Source organism: Candidatus Peribacteria bacterium, assembly GCA_023038255.1.
GTDB lineage: Bacteria > Patescibacteriota > Gracilibacteria > Peribacterales > Peribacteraceae > CALREJ01.
This window is the reverse complement of record CP082927.1, coordinates 1,156,295-1,174,456: the sequence shown is the minus strand read 5'-3', so window position 1 is coordinate 1,174,456 and position 18,162 is coordinate 1,156,295. Positions and strand designations below refer to the sequence as shown.

The 18,162-nt window shown below is 52.4% G+C and carries 7 protein-coding genes; 4 read left to right on the top strand and 3 right to left on the bottom strand.

The window, feature by feature from the left end; translation table 11 throughout:
- The first annotated feature begins 287 nt into the window (after nucleotides 1-287).
- Nucleotides 288-959 carry a site-2 protease family protein gene (locus tag K8942_05745; protein ID UPA22520.1) on the top strand — a complete coding sequence of 224 codons (672 nt, stop codon included), beginning with the start codon at nucleotides 288-290 and terminating at the stop codon, nucleotides 957-959.
- Here K8942_05745 and K8942_05740 read toward each other — a convergent pair whose 3' ends face one another.
- The 3 genes from K8942_05740 to K8942_05730 form a co-directional block, all read right to left on the bottom strand.
- Entirely contained in the window at nucleotides 960-13,355 is a 12,396-nt protein-coding gene (locus tag K8942_05740) for an FG-GAP-like repeat-containing protein (GenBank protein ID UPA22519.1), read from the bottom strand. It abuts the gene before it with no gap.
- On the bottom strand, nucleotides 13,352-14,065 hold the full coding sequence (locus K8942_05735; protein ID UPA22518.1) for a helix-turn-helix domain-containing protein: 714 nt from the start codon (nucleotides 14,063-14,065) through the stop codon (nucleotides 13,352-13,354). Before K8942_05735 ends, K8942_05740 begins: the two co-directional genes overlap by 4 nt.
- Nucleotides 14,066-14,376: 311 nt before the next feature.
- Entirely contained in the window at nucleotides 14,377-14,934 is a 558-nt protein-coding gene (locus K8942_05730) for a hypothetical protein (protein ID UPA22517.1), read from the bottom strand.
- A 105-nt stretch (nucleotides 14,935-15,039) separates the two neighbouring features.
- Here K8942_05730 and K8942_05725 point away from each other — a divergent pair, with 105 nt between their 5' ends.
- From K8942_05725 to K8942_05715, 3 genes are all read left to right on the top strand, one after another.
- On the top strand, nucleotides 15,040-16,059 hold the full coding sequence (locus K8942_05725; protein UPA22516.1) for a hypothetical protein: 1,020 nt from the start codon (nucleotides 15,040-15,042) through the stop codon (nucleotides 16,057-16,059).
- Between the two features lie 54 nt (nucleotides 16,060-16,113).
- The gene (locus K8942_05720; GenBank protein ID UPA22515.1) at nucleotides 16,114-17,304 is read left to right on the top strand and encodes a hypothetical protein; all 1,191 of its coding nucleotides are present in this window, start codon (nucleotides 16,114-16,116) and stop codon (nucleotides 17,302-17,304) included.
- An 82-nt stretch (nucleotides 17,305-17,386) separates the two neighbouring features.
- Nucleotides 17,387-18,124: a hypothetical protein gene (locus K8942_05715; protein UPA22514.1), complete on the top strand. Its 738-nt coding sequence runs from the start codon at nucleotides 17,387-17,389 to the stop codon at nucleotides 18,122-18,124.
- Nucleotides 18,125-18,162: the final 38 nt, after the last annotated feature.

The window sequence follows — 18,162 nt, the reverse complement described above, 5'->3', positions numbered from 1 at the left end:
CCTCCGTGGATGCAGCTATTGGTTTTTGTGTAGCTGCTTTGCGAGCAGGTCTTTCTTTCTGTGAAGAGGAGAAGAGAAACCGTGTGGCGTTTTCCCTTCTCCTCTTCACGATCTCCACATCCTTTCCGCCGAGACGAGGCGGAAATCGCCTTATGATAAACAACTCAAGACGTCGCACTCTTCATTGGTATCGCATATTTCAATGTTCTACAAAATGGGGTGAGGCGATTTCAATAAGGAATGTGTTTTTTAATTAATCCTCGGAATCCTTTCGCTATACTCCTCTCATGAGCCCCTTTCTGAATCCCGCGTACATCATCAGCATTCTTATTGCGCTCTCCATTCATGAATGGGCACATGCGTACACTGCGCATAAGCTCGGGGACCCGACGCCGGAGCAAAATGGGCGGCTTACTCTGAATCCTATCGCGCATCTCGATCCGATGGGGGCGATTATGTTTCTTCTGATTGGATTCGGATGGGCGAAGCCGGTGCCGGTTGATGGTCGGTATTTCCGTCATCCGAAGCGTGATTTGTCTTTGGTGGCTGTAGCCGGACCGTTCAGCAATCTTATTCTCGCTATCGTTGCATTTACGATTCTGACTATTGTGACCGGTGGCGATGCATTGTCTGCGTCTGATTTGCTGCAAGCGCCGGAGGGCTCTGCGGGGTACACGGTCTTGATTCAGATTTTGCAGAGTTCACTTTTTGTGAATCTCGCGCTGATGGCATTCAACCTGTTCCCGATTGCGCCGCTCGACGGATCGAACATCATCCAGATGTTTGTGCCGTATCAGTATGAAAGACGGTATGAAGATTTCGTCCGCATCGGACCCTTTATCTTGATTGGACTTATTCTTTTTGAAAGCTTCCTGCCGATCCAGATTCTCTCCGGATGGGTCTATGGCATTATTGGGTTTGTCCTTTCTGTGTTTGAACTGGTTGCCGGATTTTTTTGATTACTCGGTAACTGCGGGTTCTGCTTGCGCTGCGGCTCCGGTGGATGAGTCGGATGGGGCACTCACTTCTGTCGTAGGTTCAGCTGCAGGTTCTGGCTCAGGCTCTGTCACCACAGGATTAATGGTCAGTTCATCAAGTGACGATTCGGATGGTGTCTCGGATGCAGATGTATCAGCAGGAGTTGTCTCAATCGGCTCGGTTTCTGTTGCAGGTTCCTCAGGAGTAATGTCTTCTGAAGCAGGTGTGTCAGATGCGGCTTCTTCCGGAGTAGTTTCTTCTTCGATTGGTTCTGCGGGAGTCTCTTCAATAATTCCCTCGGTTGGTTCTGGTGTCACAGGCTCTGCTTCATTGGTGCCGAACGTGAATGCACTGCGGATACTCTCCGCATCCTCTGTCACTTCCAGTGTATATCCATCCGGGAGATGAAGGAGCGGAGGAGTGATATTTGTATTCCAGAGGAATTCAATCAGGAGATCCGGGTGGGTCCAGGTGTAGTCCTCGTGATAGCGGGCGCAGGAGTGCGGTTTGCCGTCCGTATCAATGATCGCAATGTTTCTGATACAGGCATTCCAGTACATGCTGCTACTGACCGGGATATTGTCGGAACCCATCGGGAAGATCATAGAGGTGTCGCGGAGGGCGACTGCGCCTGTCTGTGTCATTGCGTTTTCCGTCACCATCGCAATCCAGGAGAAGCGGATGTCTGCGGTAGCAGGTCCGGCGAGATTGATGGTGAATCCGCTGTGAGTTGCGTTCTTCACACCGTAGAGAACAGGGGTGTCCGGGCTGGCTGTGACAACAGGAATGCCACTGAGTCCGCCGGAACCAAAGAGGACGGTGACAGAGGTACCGCTCTTGGGGATGAGGGCGAAGCCTGCCTGTTTATTGCTGAGGATGAGTTCGCCGTGGATGATCACATTTCCAAAGAACCGTGCGAGTCCATCGATCGTAATATCCCCAAGGATGATGAGACTGCGTTCGACGACAAGATCAGAAAGACTCAGGGTTGCACCGGAATCGAAGAGCAATGATCCGCTGCTGATTCGGATGTCTCCATTCACGGTCAGTGTTCCGTCGATGGTTGCACCGGATGTGCTGTGGATGGTGGTTGCTGCAAGGGTGCCTGTAATGGTTGCACCTCCATCAATGGAGAGGCCATTTGGAACGAAGAGACTACTTGCCATCAATGTGCCATCCAGGTGGAGATCGCCACCGATTCTGGCATCCCCTCCGGTTGCCAGTGTCTGCTCGAGGACGAGTGTGGCAGCCGTGAGATCTGCAGCGAGCGCAGAACCTGTGGTGGTGATAACTGTGGTGGTGGAGCCTGTCTGACTCTTGATGAGAGCAAGCTGGTTCTTCAGGTCATCCAGCTCTGTCTGAAGAGAAAGAATATCTGCATCATAGGACTTGATGCCGGAGACCTGCTTCTGCACTTCTTCCTGGATCTGGGAATCGACATTCAGGTTTTCGAGACTGGATGCAACCATCAGCTGCACTTCATCACCGATCTTCATGGAAGCGATGGTATCAAGCACCTTCTGTCCGACGGCATCCACGGTCATGGAAGAGTTTCTGCGGGAGATGAGGACGTTGATGACGCCTTCGCCGGATGCAATACCTTCGAGCGCGACACCGACTGTCGATTCACCCGGCATCGCCTTGCGAGCGTAGCCTGGAGTGGAGGCAGGTGTGAGAGCGTCACCCGGACGGATGGAACCAGTACCGGAGACAATCACTTTGGTCGGCACCTGTCCGATGAGACCGATTAAGGCATATCCCGGAGGGATGATGCCGTCTGCACCGGTGATGCCGTTACCAATGAAGGCGGGGTTCGTGGAGACGATACCCATGACATTGCTGTCTGCTTCGTTGAGACAACGCTTCACAGTGTTGTTCTTGGTGATATCGATACAGACGACTTCACCGGATTTGAGTTTCTCGTTGCCGGAGTAGAACCACTCGGCGTAGTCGGCGCCGTTTGAGGTGTAGGCACCGTCTGCGAAGGTGGCACCGTTGGCCTGGATGCGGAAGACTTTGTTTTCGTCTGGTCCACCGAAGGAGGTGGTTGCATCGGAGATGATCTGGAAGACGTTACCGGTGGCATCTGCTCTTTCGGTGTTCAGAGTGAGAAGAACTCCCGTGTTGGATGCAAAGGTGAGGGATCCTGTGGATGTACGGGTGATGCGTGTGTCGAAGGCGCCGCGGTAACCGAAGAGGAGATGCGGGGTCTTGGCGCCGGAGAGGGTGCGGGCATCCAGAGCGAGGACGGCACCGGACGAGTAGATGTAGGCACCGGTCATGACACCATTATTCGTATTGCTGACAGTGAGTTTGGCCTTCATGTGCGGGGTGCCAATGCTCACGTATCCACCCGTTCCTGCAGACGCGTAGAGGAGGGTGCTTGTTCTATTGAACAAGACAGCGACTGCACTATTGCTCCAGAGTGGCATGACAAGATCCGCCTTTCCGTCGCCGTTCATATCGGCCATCGAAACTACGAGAGGGTTTGATCCGGCTGTATAGGGAACTTGTGTGGCGAATGTTCCGTTTCCATTATTGATATAAATGGACACGGTTGTTGTGCTGAAGTTGCTGACCGCCATATCTGGTTTTCCGTCTCCATTAAGATCTCCGGATGTTACTGTGTTTGGACCCGCTCCCGTGGCGTAGTCGACCTTTGGCCTGAAACTTCCCGTGCCGGAGTTAATGAAGACAGAGACCGTTGTACTTCCGTTGTTCACAACTGCAAGGTCCGCCTTTCCGTCGCCATCAAAGTCAGCTGTTGTAGGGTTGAGCGGAGTGGTGCCAGTTATGTAATCGACTTTTGTTCCAAATGTTCCGTCTCCGTCGTTCATAAGGACAGACATGGTGGTAGTGCTACTGTTTGCAACTGCGACGTCCGCATGTCCGTCTCCATTATAGTCACCGGTTGTCATACCGAATGGGCCGGACCCTGCGGCGTAATCCGCCTTTGTTGCAAATGTTCCGTTTCCTTTGTTTATAAAGACGGAAATGGTATTAGATGAGTAGTTTGCTGTTACCAGATCCGGCTTTCCGTCTCTGTTGAAATCTGCAATGACAAGGCCGCGCGGGGCAGTGCCGGTTGCGTAGGTTGTGTGTGTTGCAAATTTACCACTTCCTGTATTCAGGAGCACAGACATGGTGTTTCCTCCGCTGTTTGCGGTTGCAAGGTCCTGCTTGCCGTCTCCGTTCAAATCTCCAATAACGACCACATAGGGGAAGTTTCCGACTGTATAATCTGTTTTTGCCGCAAGCTTGCCCGAGCCTGTATTCAGGAGCACGGAGATGGTTGTGGTGGAGGCATTGGTCACAACCACATCTCCTCTTCCGTCTCCGTTAAAATCTCCGATGGCTGAACCGCGCGGGCCGCTTCCCACAGTATAGGTTACCGCGGTGCCAAAGGAGGCATTTGTAGTCGCATGGATTTCTCCGGATTGGATGGATCCGATATTGTTGAGGTTGCCATCTGCACTCATGCGCGTGACGCCGTAGGTCGCCAGTCCTGCATTGTTCAAGTTGAGAACCTGGTTATGTCCATTGAGACTGGTCAGCAGCACGCCGGACAAGTTAACGCTCGGAGTCTGGAGTGAGCCCGTCATGCTGTCACCCTTCAGTTCCACGTAGCGGGCGCCACCCAGGGTGAGGACGTTTCCTGTGGAGAAACTACTGGAGGAATCTGTGCCACAACTGAAGCGTCCGGTTGTAGAGTCCCAGAGGAGTTTGCTTGTGGATGCGGTGTCACAGTCGGAGACAAGGCCTGCCCCTCTCATGGATCCTCCGATGTAGAGGCTGGCTCCGGAGATTGTTCCTTCTGCGGTAATGGATCCAGATGAACGCAGAGCGCTCGCTGCATAGACCGTAGAACCGCTGATGGTACCAATGACTTCAAGAGCAAGACCTGCTTTTGCCCTGGTGTTTGCGGTGCCCTTTCCGTTGATGATAGTGGCGCCCGATACCGCAAGGGTGGAACCCGGGGTGATGGTGCCGATTCCTACAGCTCCGGAGCTCGTGATAACCATGCGGCTGACCAGTGTATTCAGATCGGATGAGCTGGCTGAGACATTACCGGCTGCGCTTGTAACGGTGTTGTTGTCTGTCAGGGTGTTGGATCCGTGGCTGTCTGCTCTGCTGCCAGATGTCTCGTCCAGATCCCACCAGGAAATAAGGGAAGTGGTGAGATCAGAGCCATCTGTTGCAGGGATACCGATTCCTCCGTACACGCGTCCTGCTCCACCGTTGTAAAGGTATGTAAGTTCAGTGGGGGTAAGCACTCTGTTATAGATAGCTATTTCATCCAAGCGTCCATCGAGTTGCGCGCTGGACAGACCTACCATGTTTCCCAGTGCGAAGGTCGATGCACCATCACGTCCTCCCAGGCTGTAGGAAAGGGTGTCAGCCGTGTTGTCGTTTACTTTAAGCACAAGCTCATTGTTTACGGAATCATGTTCAGCATAGACGAAGTACCATGTGCCCGTGGTGACGCTGACGGTGGAATCGAGGATGCCGTTCGCGACGGATCCATTGTTTGTGACAACAAAGCGCAGTTTGTTGGTACCGGATGGCAGGTACACGGAATATTCACGTTCGTTTGCTCCTGTATTGTATTTGCCGACAATCGTTCCGAATGATCCGCCACCTGTCAGACTATTGAAATACACCCAGCCCGCAATGGAGAAATCTTCGTCACCGAACGAGAGATCGGCGTTGTCTCCAATGGAAAGGTATTCGGTGTTGGCAGCAACAAAGTTGGCAGCAACAGCAGCACTTGCAGTATTGGTAGGTGCGGTTTTGAAGAGGATATCTCCGCCGCTTGCAGAACCCTGCGCGCGACCACCGGCTACAACCAGGTTGGTTCCTCGTGTATTGATTGCCGTTGCATCATTTCCTCTGATTTCCGGTACCTGCAGGGCACCGGTCATCGTATCACCCTGCTTGCTCACGTATTTTGCAGAGCCGATCGTCAGGACATTTCCTGTAGAGAAACTGGAGCTGCCACCTCCTGTCTGGTCTGTTCCACAGGAGAAGCGACCTGTTGTTGTATCCCAGAGGAGTTTGCTTGTTGCACCAGTGTCACAATCCGTCAGACCTGCACCCTGAATGGATGTGCCTACGTACAGATTTGCTCCGCTGATTGTTCCTTCTGCCGTAATGCTTCCGGAGGAGCGGAGAGCAGAGTTTGCAAAGAGAATAGAACCAGAGATTGTACCATTCACTTCCAGCGCGGTCCCCGGATTGAGTGTTCTGATACCAACGTTTCCTGCAGCAACACCTGCACTGGTCATGCCAAGCATTACGTTTCCCGAGCCGGCAGATACCCCGTCTCCTCCGTAGATGTAGACAGATCCTCCTGCTCCCGTGAATGAATTTGCTCCACCTGCAATCACAACATATCCCGGATTGTTTCCTCCGTTTCCGGCGGACAGTGTCAGGTTTCCCCCCTGCTCGGCGGTGTTGCTTGCATGACCTGCAATGACACTAATATCACCGCCAAGATCTCCTGTGCCGTTCAGGGTAATAGCAGCGCGGTTTGTTCCGTTTGTTCCACCCTGCAGGACCAGCGCGCCTCCCAATATCGCAGCGTCTCCTGCAACAATGCTCAGTCCTTTTCCTGTGGTCCCTGTTGTGCCCTGTACGCTGATGACGTGATTTCTTGCAGCATCGAAGCGCACATCGCCCCCAATGTATGCACCAGATTCTACCGCGAGCGATCCCGAGGATGTCAGCAATCTGTCTGCGCGGAGAACGGATCCGGAGAATGTTCCATTGGTTGAGAGCACATTCGCAGCACTTCTCCAGAGAGCGATATCAAAGTTTCCCTTATACCCAAACAGAATATGCGGAGACTTGCTGCTGCCGATGCCACCTGCCGTACTATCCAGGACAAGAATGGCACCGGATGCTGCCATGTATGACCCTGTTCCGTAGCGTGTCGTGTTTACTGCTGTCAGCGCTCCCGATCCACGCGTTGTTCCCGTCTGCTTCACCATTAATGTTCCGGAAGAGGTGAGTTCTTTCTCTGCGTGGATGATGGCACCGGAGAGGGTATTTATCACTCTCAGGCCCATACTTCCGAGTGAACCACCCTGGATATTAATGACGAGAGCCCCCGTCATTGTGTCACCCTGCTTGCTCACATATTTCGCATTGCCAATCGTCAGCACATTTCCAGTGGAGAAGGAACTGCTTGTTCCTGTCTGATCTGTGCCACAGGAGAAGCGTCCGGTGGTTGCATCCCACAGCAGCTTACTGGTTGCACCTGTATCACAATCACTGAGTCCTGCTCCGCTGATCGATGTTCCTGCGTAGAGACTTGATCCACTGATCGCGCCTTCTGCGGTCATACTTCCGGATGAGCGGAGAGCATTTGCTGCATAGACGGTGGAACCGCTGATGGTGCCAATGACCTCGAGTTTCGTATCGGCATTGTTTGTTCCAATACCTACAAATCCATTGGAGTTCAGGATGGTGAAGGCATTGGTCTGACTACTGGTTCCCACTGTGAAGTAACTTCCTGCCGTGTTGTAGCCTACGGTTGCCTCATTGCCGTTTGTTCCAATGTGCAGGCTGGAGCCGGACAGATACAGATCTCTCCAACGCATAGTAGAAGAACCAAGGTCGTAACGGTTGGTGGAACCTGGCAGGAAGGATCCTGTCAGAGACAGTGTGTTTGCTGCAGTGCGGGCAAGGGAGACATCGAAGGTACCCTTGTAGCCAAACAGAATATGCGGGGACTTGCTGTTGCCCGCGCCACCCGCCGTACTATCCAGGACAAGAATGGCACCGGATGCTGCCATGTATGACCCTGTTCCGTAGCGTGTCGTGTTTACTGCTGTCAGCGCTCCTGATCCACGTGTTGTTCCCGTCTGCTTCACCATCAATGTTCCGGAAGAGGTCAGCTCTTTCTCTGCATGGATGATGGCGCCGGAGAGGGTGTTCAGGACACGCAGTCCGAGTGATCCCAGAGTGCCGTTCTTGATATCGATGACGAGTGTTCCTGTCATGGTATCTCCCGCCTTTTTCACGTAGTTGGCGTTGCCGATCGTGATGACGTTACCGGTAGAGAAGCCTCCTCCGGCTGTATCCGTTCCACAGCTGAAGCGTCCGGTTGTAGAGTCCCAGAGGAGTTTGCTGGTCGATGCGGTATCACAGTCATTCACCAGTCCTGCTCCACGGATTGAAGTTCCTATATAGAGGTTTGCACCACTGATGGTTCCTTCAGCCACAATCGATCCGCTGGAGCGCAGTGTGTTTGCGGTCACGATGGCACCGGAGATGGTACCAATCACTTCCAGTCCGACGTTTGTCTTCGTTGCTCTATTTGTAATGTTATTGCCAATGAGCACCGAGCCGGACACTGCAAGCTTCGCACCCGGAGTGGAGGTGCCGATACCGACTGTTCCACCTGTTCCACTGGATGCATAGAGGATGGTTTTGGTGTTGTTCAGGAAGACGGAGACAGTAGTAGTGCCACCATTTGCTGTCGCCAAATCTGCTTTACCATCACCATTCAGATCGCCGATGGCAATGGAGGCAGGATTGGCTCCTGCGGCATAGTCTACTTTCGTTGCAAATGTTCCGTTCCCTCTGTTTTGGAGGGTGGAAATAGTGTTGCTGGTGTAGTTTGCCACTCCCAGGTCTGCCTTGCCATCACCATTGATGTCACCAATAGCAATAGAGTATGGCAAGCTTCCCGTTGTATAATCTACCTTCGTGGCAAAGGTGCCATTTCCATTATTTATCAAGACTGATGCACTGGTGCCGCCATTTGCTGTCGCCAAATCTGCTTTTCCATCACCGTTCAGATCGCCGATCGCAACAGAATATGGGCTGCCCCCCACGGTGTAATCTGCCTTTATTGCAAACGTGCCGTCTCCTTTATTTAAGAATGCTGAAACTGTGGTGGTGCCATTGTTGGCCGTGACCACATCCAGTCTTCCGTCACCATTCAGATCACCGATGGCAACAGAGAATGGGGTTGATCCTGTTGTGTAGTCCACTTTTGCTGCAAACGTGCCGTTTCCTTTATTCATGAATATAGAGAGGGCAGAACTGCTGTTTGCTACCGCCAAGTCTGCTTTGCCATCACCATTCAGATCACCGATGGCAACAGCTTTTGGACTCGATCCTGTTGTGTAGTCCACTTTCGCCCCAAACGTTCCATTTCCATTATTGAGCAGGACAGAGATCGTAGTGGTTCCATTGTTTGGCGTGACGATATCCAATTTTCCATCTCCATTCAGATCGCCCACGGTCACAAAGTACGGACTGGATCCCGTTGCATAGTCTGCCTTTGTTGCAAATGTTCCATTTCCATTATTGAGCAGGACAGAAACAGAATTGTTGCTGTAGTTTGACGCCACCAAATCCTGTACGCCATCTCCGTTCAGATCTCCCATGGCAACGGAGAATGGACTGTTTCCTACGGTGTAGTCCACTTTCGCTGCAAACGTTCCCCCCATTGTTGCATGGATTTCACCTGACTGGACGGAGCCGATATTGGTGAGGTTTCCATTCGCCTGCAAACGAGTGACGCCATAGGTTGCAAGTCCTGCATTGTTCAGATTGAGTGCTTCGTTAAATCCATTGAGATTGGTCAGCAGGACGCCCGACAGGTTGATGCTCGGTGTCTGCAATGATCCAGTCATACTGTCGCCCTTCAGTTCAACGTAGCGAGCATTGCCGAGCGTCAGGACGTTTCCTGTGGAGAAGCTTCCGGAGGAATCTGTGCCACAGCTGAATCTTCCCGTTGTTGCATCCCACAGAAGCTTGCTCGTTGCAGAGGTGTCACAATCACTTAAACCTGCTCCGCTGATGGATGTTCCTGCGTAGAGACTTGATCCACTGATGGCTCCTTCTGCAACAACCGAACCAGAGGAACGGATAGCAGAGTTTGCGTAGAGTGTGACACCGGAGAATGTTCCATTGGTAGACAATGTTGCAGCACCGCTTCTCCAGAGAGCCGTATCAAAGTTTCCTGCATATCCAAACAGGATATGACGGGATGTGGTTGATGCTGTATTGAGCACAAGGACAGATCCAGATGCTGTGATATATGCTCCTGTTCCGTAGCGTGTCGTGTTTACTGCTGTCAGCGCTCCCGATCCACGCGTTGTTCCCGTCTGCTTCACCATCAATGTTCCGGAAGAAGTGAGTTCTTTCTCTGCATGGATGATGGCACCGCTCAATGTATTCAATACTCTGAGACCAATACTTCCAAGTGATCCACCCTGCATATTGATCACCAACGCTCCTGTCATCGTATCACCCTGCTTTGAGACATATTTCGCATTGCCAATCGTCAGCACGTTTCCCGTAGAGAAGCCACCACCAGCAGCATCAGTTCCACAGCTGAAGCGTCCGGTTGTTGCATCCCACAGAAGTTTGCTCGTTGCAGAGGTGTCACAATCACTTAAACCTGCTCCACGGATACTTGTTCCTGCATACAAAGAAGATCCAGAGATCGCACCTTCTGCGGTAATGCTGCCAGACGAGCGGAGTGCATTGGCTGCATACACCGTCGATCCGGAGATTGTGCCAATCACTTCTAGCGGCGTATCGGGTGTTGCAGTTCCAAGACCCAAGCCGGCTGTCGTAAATGTGGCAATGTTATTGATATTCACATAGTTCGGAGCGGACATGGCGATATAATCGCTTGAATTGATTAAGAGTGTGTTTTGCGTAGAAATCGCGAAAGTAAATGTCGCCTGATTATTCGAAATAGTTGCACGCTGTGAACCGTCATAGAACGAGAGAGTGGACGTGTTTCCCGCTCCCCCTGTATCCAGCCGGATTTCGCCGTTACTTTGGAGTACATGCAGCATGCCACCAACCGTTGCTGCTCCTTCGACTGCAAGGGTTCCTGAAGAAGTAAGGCTCTTTTCCGCATGAATGATTGCGCCGGAGATTGTATTCATAACATTAAGGCCAACCGTATTCATGGTGCCACCCTGCATATTGATCACCAACGCTCCTGTCATCGTATCACCCTGCTTGCTGACGTACTTGGCGTTTCCAATCGTGAGCACATTGCCCGTCGAGAAGCTGCCACCAGCCTGGTCTGTGCCACAGCTGAAGCGTCCGGTTGTTGCATCCCACAGAAGCTTGCTCGTTGCAGAGGTGTCACAATCCGTCAGGCCTGCACCACGGATACTGGTTCCTGCGTACAAAGAAGATCCAGAGATCGCACCTTCTGCAACAATCGAACCAGAAGAGCGGATCGCAGAGTTTGCATAGAGCGTGACACCGGAGAATGTTCCATTGGTAGACAATGTTGCAGCACCGCTTCTCCAGAGAGCCGTATCAAAGTTTCCTGCATATCCAAACAGGATATGACGGGATGTGGTTGATGCTGTATTGAGCACAAGGACAGACCCGCTGGATGTGATATATGCTCCTGTTCCGTAGCGTGTCGTGTTTACTGCTGTCAGCGCTCCCGATCCACGCGTTGTTCCCGTCTGCTTCACCATCAATGTTCCGGAAGAGGTGAGTTCTTTTTCTGCATGGATGATGGCACCCGAGAGGGTGTTGAGTACCTTCAATCCGATTGTTCCCAGTGTGCCGCCCTGCACATTAATGACGAGAGCACCCGTCATTGTGTCACCCTGCTTGCTCACATATTTCGCATTGCCAATCGTCAGCACATTTCCTGTGGAGAAGCTGCTTCCTGTAATGGTGCCGCAGGAGAAGCGGCCTGTTGTTGCGTCCCACTGTAGTGCGGACGATGCGGTATCACAATCACTCAAGCCTGCACCACGGATGCTGGTTCCTGCGTAGAGACTTGATCCACTGATGGCGCCTTCTGCCGTGATAGAGCCAGAAGAGCGGAGGGCAGAATTTGCGTAGAGAGTGGTACCAGAGATCGTTCCTCTTACATTCAAGAGAGCAGTTCCAGTAGGAGTGTGTGTGTTGCCGTTCTGGATCACAAGCACTCCTGTCATGGTATCACCACTCTTTTTTACGTAGCGTGCATCACCCGCAGCCTGCGAAAGGCCACTCGATCCACTCTGATCCGTTCCACAGCTGAAGCGGCCGCTTGTTGCATCCCAGAGGAGCTTGCTTGCCACTCCGTCGTCACAGTCTGCCAGACCAGCACCGCGGATGGTGTTGTCTGCATAGAGAGATGCTCCCGAGAATGTTCCGTTTGTAGAGAGTACGTTTGCTGCACTTCTCCAGAGGGTCGTATCAAATGTTCCCTTGTAGCCAAAGAGAATGTGTTTGGATGCTGCAACTGTATTGGCTGTGCTGTTGAGCGCAAGAACGGCGTCATTTGCAGCCATATATGCTCCTGTTCCTGTGGTCGTTGTATTCACCACCGTCAGAGCTCCTGATCCACGGACTGTTCCCGTCTGCTTCACCATCAATGTTCCGGAAGAGGTGAGTTCTTTCTCTGCATGGATGATGGCACCGCTCAATGTATTGATCACTCTCAGGCCCATACTTCCGAGTGAACCACTCTGGATATTAATGACGAGAGCCCCCGTCATTGTGTCACCCTGCTTGCTCACATATTTCGCATTGCCAATTGTGAGCACGTTGCCCGTCGAGAAGCTTGGGCTGATGGTGCCGCAGGAGAAGCGACCGGTTGTTGCGTCCCAGAGAAGTCTGGAGGATGCAGCATCACAATCGGTGAGCCCGCCACCCCGGATGCTTGTTCCGGCATAGAGAGAAGAGCCGGAGATCGTTCCTTCTGCAATAATATTTCCGGATGCACTCAGATCCTGATCCGCATGGATTGCCGTACCGGACAGTGTGCCGATTGCCTTGAGTGCAAGAACGGATGAGACATTCGGTTTAATAGTCAGCGTGCCGGAGAGTGTTTCCGGCTGGTCTTTGCGGACGAACTTTGTGGAATCGAGTCCGTCGAGCATGTTTGCATTGTGTGCGTAGGGGACCGATCCGAAGCGGCGGCGCGGGGTGAAGATTTCCGTGTAGGTGTTATTGTTGTCGTCATCGAATTCAATCTGGAGATAAATATTGTCCGTATTGAAGTTGACGCTTCCTGTCATGGTCACATGTGTACCAAGGGGGACAGAGAAGAGTCCGCCGGTCATGGTGACCTGCTGTGTGGTAGTGTCCCATGTTTCGCTCCAGACGGGAGATCCGCCAATCGCTGCCGTGTAGATTTTGAAGCGCACGTTATATTTACCATTCGCAACAGATGTCCCGTTGATGCCTGTGATGCGGCCCTGATAGTTGATAGCCGGGAAGATGCCTGTCGCGGCTTCCGCTTTCGGGATGGCGAGAGCAGAAGAGAAGGCGGAGAGCTGTGTGAGACCTGACATCTGTGTCAGCATGGTCATCAATGTGACAGCGGCGATGCTCCGCTTGAGACGGATGCACATTCTCTGCCGGTGGCGGAGGAAGGAGTGCATCATGGGCGGTCAAGATTGGAGACGGTGATTGTCTGCGCCGGCTTTTCTTTGGTGACGGACGCATTCATGTCTTTCAACTCCCAGGACGCAGTGGCCAGGAAGAGTGTGATGATGGCGATGTTGATGAGGATGCTGCTGGTAATAAGTGCACGCTTCCATGCCGGGTGTTTTTTCTGTGTGATGCGTACCGGCATTGTGTGTACTGCCATCACAGGAGCTACCTCCCCGTTTTCATTCTCTGCAGGAGTGACTGCATACTGTGCAGAGCTCGTGCGCTTTTTCCAGTGCAGTGGCGTTGCAGCAAAGTACAGACGTTCACGTTCGATCACGCGGCCGACTGTTGAGCTCGAGATGGTGATACCATGTTCTGTGGCCAGCAGGGCGCGGATTTTTTCTTTGCCCATGTGCGGGCTTGTCTGGCGGTACGCGCGGATGAGCGTCACTGCATCGGCGGACACGTTGGGTACGCGCGGCGTCAGTGGCTCATGTGATTTTTCTTCGAGCGTCGAAAGATCTTTCGGATCGAAACGTTCGAGCCACCGGTGAAATGTGCTGCGCGAAATTCCGATGTTCTCACAGGTCTCACTCACTGACTGTCCATGCTCCATGAAAGTCACAATCCACCCGAGACGTTCACGCGCGCTCACGCTCAAGCGTGCCGCCTCCGGACTGGAAGCAAGCTCGCGAAGCTGTGATGAAGTGAGAGCGTGCATTTTTGTGTCGTGTGTGTTTGTGGTGAATTTTTCTAATTATTATATCAAAAAGTTCACTTCGGTGCAATCATTCTGAACTTTTATGCCAGATGCAAAGCCTGCTATACAGCCCCGGACCCCCGGGATCGGCATGGGCGGGGGCAGAGGGAAGTATCGCAGACACAAGCCATGTCTTGTTTGCTATACCCGATTGTCCTCTCACAGATTGTGCTCTGATTGCCGTTTCACGCCACTCTCCGGCTGTTGCGCATCCATCTGAACTTTTGTAGCGCAGCCTGAACCTTTGTTCTCTTTGCCAAATGGCGGTGTTTTTAGAGGGAAATAGTCGTGAAATACTCTTGCTGGCCGTCAAAACGCAGATAGGGGAGCAATGCACCTTCCGTTCCCAGGATATTTCCTTTTAAGCTGCCTATCTTGTTTTGTATCCGGTCATTCCATTGCTTGGCTGCTTCATTGTAGGCACTCAGCTGTTCATTGATATCGCCGCGCTCGCTCATTTCATGCTGCAGGTACGCGATCGGGTCACTGCCGGAGAATGACTGGTCCGGTTGTACGCTTTTCAGAAAAGAGACGAGAGAAAGCTGCATGGTATGAATGAGTGAGACCATGGCAGGTGTTTTTTCTTCTTCCCCGAGGGCCTCTCTTGTTTGGGTGACGACACGCAAAATGGTGGCTTGCGTTTGACTGAGCGTTTGCGTCTTGTTCAGTGGCACAAGTGTCTGGTCAATGATGGTGCCATATCCTGCTGCCACTGCAGCCGCTTTTTCTTTCACGAGTGTTTCGAGTGCGCGAATTTGATACTGGTTATAAGCAACAACGCCGACAACCACCAGGACAAGCGTCAGAAGAACGGCAAGGATTTTTTTCATAAAGAGAGGCGGATGGAAAAGCAGTTGCAGTGTAGACCAGGGTGTTTGTCCATACCAGCCGCACTTGTGCATATGCTGTTCCATGCACTACTCTTCCACACCAGCATGAGACGCGCACTTCAGTTGGTTCTTCTAGCGGCATTTTTTCTTTCCATCACGCCGGTGGATGCGGCCACGACTCCTTTGGTGAATTCGGCTTTGCGCCCGATGAGTTTGCGTATCAATGTTCAGAGTGACACACCTGTCCTCAACGATTTCACACTCGGTCCCACACGATTTATTTTATCCATGGCTCCGGGGGAAGAGCGGACGGTTGATGTGGAACTCACGAATCGCAGCGGCACTGATGCGATTTTTAACCTTACGAGCGAAGATTTCATTGCCAACCCTGAACAGGAGGGGACGCCGATGTTTTTTGCTGAAGGCCTCGACAGTGCCTATTCCGCGCGCAGATGGCTCACCCCGGAAATCCGCCGCGTTCAGCTGTTGCATGCAGACCGCGCATTTATCCGTGTCACCGTCCGTGTGCCGGCCAATGCCGATGCCGGAGATCATCAGGCAGCACTGATTGTCACCCGCGAAATTCCGCCCACTGAAGAGTCCGGTATCAATATTGTTTCCCGCGTTGCCAGCCTCTTTGTGGTCAGTGTGCAGGGAGATGTCATTGAAAATGGACTCATTGACAGTCTGACTGCCAGCAAGCGGCTCAACTGGTCGTTGCCTGTCCATCTTCGCTTGCTTGCCAAAAATACCGGTACGGTTCACATGTTGCCTACAGGAACGGTCGACATCCGCAATATTTTCGGTATTCCGGTGGATGAAGTGCCTTTTAAGGATTGGGTAGTTCTGCGTGAGTCTGAGCGTGCGCGTACATTTACCTGGTCTCCGCGTTTTGCCCTCGGTCGTTATACCGCTTCCACTGATTTTACGGCATTCAATGGCCGGCATCTCGAATCAGTGTCCACCAGTTTCTGGGTTATCCCGCTTCTGCCGGTTCTGGTCATTCTCCTTCTGATTTTCCTGGTTTCTTTCCTGGTGCAGTACGTAATGGCCCGCTTTGAGTTCCGCCGCCGCGAGCCGGAAAATGCGGCACGCAAGACACCTCGAAAGAAGGAGTCCCGCTGATATCCTGATGAACGGGATGGCCTTTTCGGTGCTTTTTTGCTATAATGAGGGGATTTGAAGACACACCCTTTATCCCGCAGGCAGAAGAGATATTTTCCCGCCTGGCACGGACTGGTTGCAGCTGTTTTCCTGATGACCGGTTTGTCCATCTCGTTGCTTCTTTCTCCGTTGCACCATCTTCGTGCCACAACGGAGGAGGTGTGTATTGCTGTCTCTGTCATTGGGCCGGATGACGGAGATCCGGGAACCGGCAATTGCGGATCGGGAACGCCTGTCGTGTCTTCTTCATCTGTTTCATCCAGTTCCGTTTCATCCTCTTCTGTCTCTTCTTCTTTGTCGTCCTCTTCCGATGTGTCATCAGCTGTGTCGAGTGACAGCACATCATCCGTTACCGTCGCTGTTGTCACCCCGCCGGATCTTCCTACCGGATCGCTCGGGGATCGTATTGATGAAAAAATAAATCGATGGGCCCGCTTGCATCGCACGCGTCCCGCTGCACCTGTTCCGTGTGACGGAGCCTGGTATGAGGATGTTCCGGATGATGTCTGGTTTACCGCTCCTGTCCGCGCTTTCCGTGGTGCCGGCTATATAGATCCTGCCTGCCTTTTTTATCCTGAAGCCGGCGCAACCCGTGCTGCTTTTGCAAAGCTGCTTGTGGTGATGTCCGGTGGCATTCTTGCGCCGTCTCCTTCTGTGCCGAGCTTTGCCGATGTCCCTCTGCGCAGCTGGTATTTTCCCTACACTGAAGAAGCAGGGCGTCGTGGCTGGATGATCGGGTATGGAGATTGTTACGGCACACGTCCGTGTTTTGATAAACCTGCACTCCTTGTGACCCGTGCAGAAGCTGCGCAGATGATTGTGCGCTTCCTCCATCTTTCCCGGAATGGGTATGCACCGGTTTTTCCGGATAATCTTCCGGATCAGTGGTATACGCGATCAGTGCAGATTGCTGCCGATCATTGTGTGCTGCTGGGAGATGCCGATACGGGTCTTGTCCGTCCGAATGATCATATGAACCGTGCGGAAATGGTTACGATGCTGGCGCGTGCCGTGTTGAATCTGACCTATGGTGTGGATTGTGCACGCGGTGAAACAAGCCGCATTGAGCAGCACACTCCTCTGACACCGATGAAAGAAACCCTTCCTCGTACCGCCTGGCGGTCCTTGTCTGATACATTGCGTCATCCTGCCACATTCTTCAAATCTCTCATGTTTATCCTTTGGGAAGGGGAAACTGCGCTATGAGTTTCTTGCAAATTATGTGAATCTATGCTATCATTGTTACGAAACACGAAATAATTAACACATATATATACCCACACATCGTATGAGTACATCTCCTCTCCTTACTTCCGAAAGAAAGCAGCGTGCAGTGACCGTTGGTATTGTTGCCATGGTTGGTCTCTACTGTATGACTGTTACCATTGCGGAGCCGCTGAAGGGATTTGCACTGACAGATAGCGAAACTGCCGTTGTTCAGGTCACATTGGCCGCGGCGCTTGGACTTGCATGTGATGCGAACGGAGATGGTTCCCGTGGTTCTGGAGAAACACTGAGCCTTGGAACGATTACCTACACAGGAGATACGGGTGTGTATTCGGATAACCGTGCGGTGAAGTGTCGTGTGCAGACAAACAATACGGCTGGCTATACCCTTGGCTGGCGCGTTCAGACGGGAAGCGGCGGTTCAAAAACAGGACACCTTATCAGCCAGTTTGAAGATATTATCCAGGCCTTCGGTACTGGAAGTGCCTTCAACTATACCAAGACGTGGGAACTGAACCCGAGCGGTACGACCAATGATGCCCGTTGGGGTGGTCGCGTGTCTTCCACTAGCTCCGGATCCGATGTGGCGCCGATGCTGTGGGGAACAGATGCATCCACAGAAAAGTGGGCCCGCGTGAAAACAGGTTCTACGCTTACTATCCGTCAGAGCACGACTGCGTCTCAGACAGGAAGCGGTGACATGATCAAGATCGGATTCCGTGCGCAGGTTGGTGCAACCAAGATTCAGCCGACAGGAACGTACCAGACAACGGTGACCTTTACGGCAGCCACACAGTGATGTGATTCTTCCTTTGATTCTCAAAGCCGGCGCAAGCC

What these genes read in the sequence shown, in the direction of transcription:
- K8942_05740 (UPA22519.1), bottom strand. Translation starts at nt 13,355, where the DNA reads ATGATGCACTCCTTCCTCCGCCACCGGCAGAGAATGTGCATCCGTCTC.
- K8942_05730 (UPA22517.1), bottom strand. Translation starts at nt 14,934, where the DNA reads ATGAAAAAAATCCTTGCCGTTCTTCTGACGCTTGTCCTGGTGGTTGTC.
- K8942_05715 (UPA22514.1), top strand. Translation starts at nt 17,387, where the DNA reads ATGAGTACATCTCCTCTCCTTACTTCCGAAAGAAAGCAGCGTGCAGTG.
- K8942_05725 (UPA22516.1), top strand. Translation starts at nt 15,040, where the DNA reads ATGAGACGCGCACTTCAGTTGGTTCTTCTAGCGGCATTTTTTCTTTCC.
- K8942_05745 (UPA22520.1), top strand. Translation starts at nt 288, where the DNA reads ATGAGCCCCTTTCTGAATCCCGCGTACATCATCAGCATTCTTATTGCG.
- K8942_05735 (UPA22518.1), bottom strand. Translation starts at nt 14,065, where the DNA reads ATGCACGCTCTCACTTCATCACAGCTTCGCGAGCTTGCTTCCAGTCCG.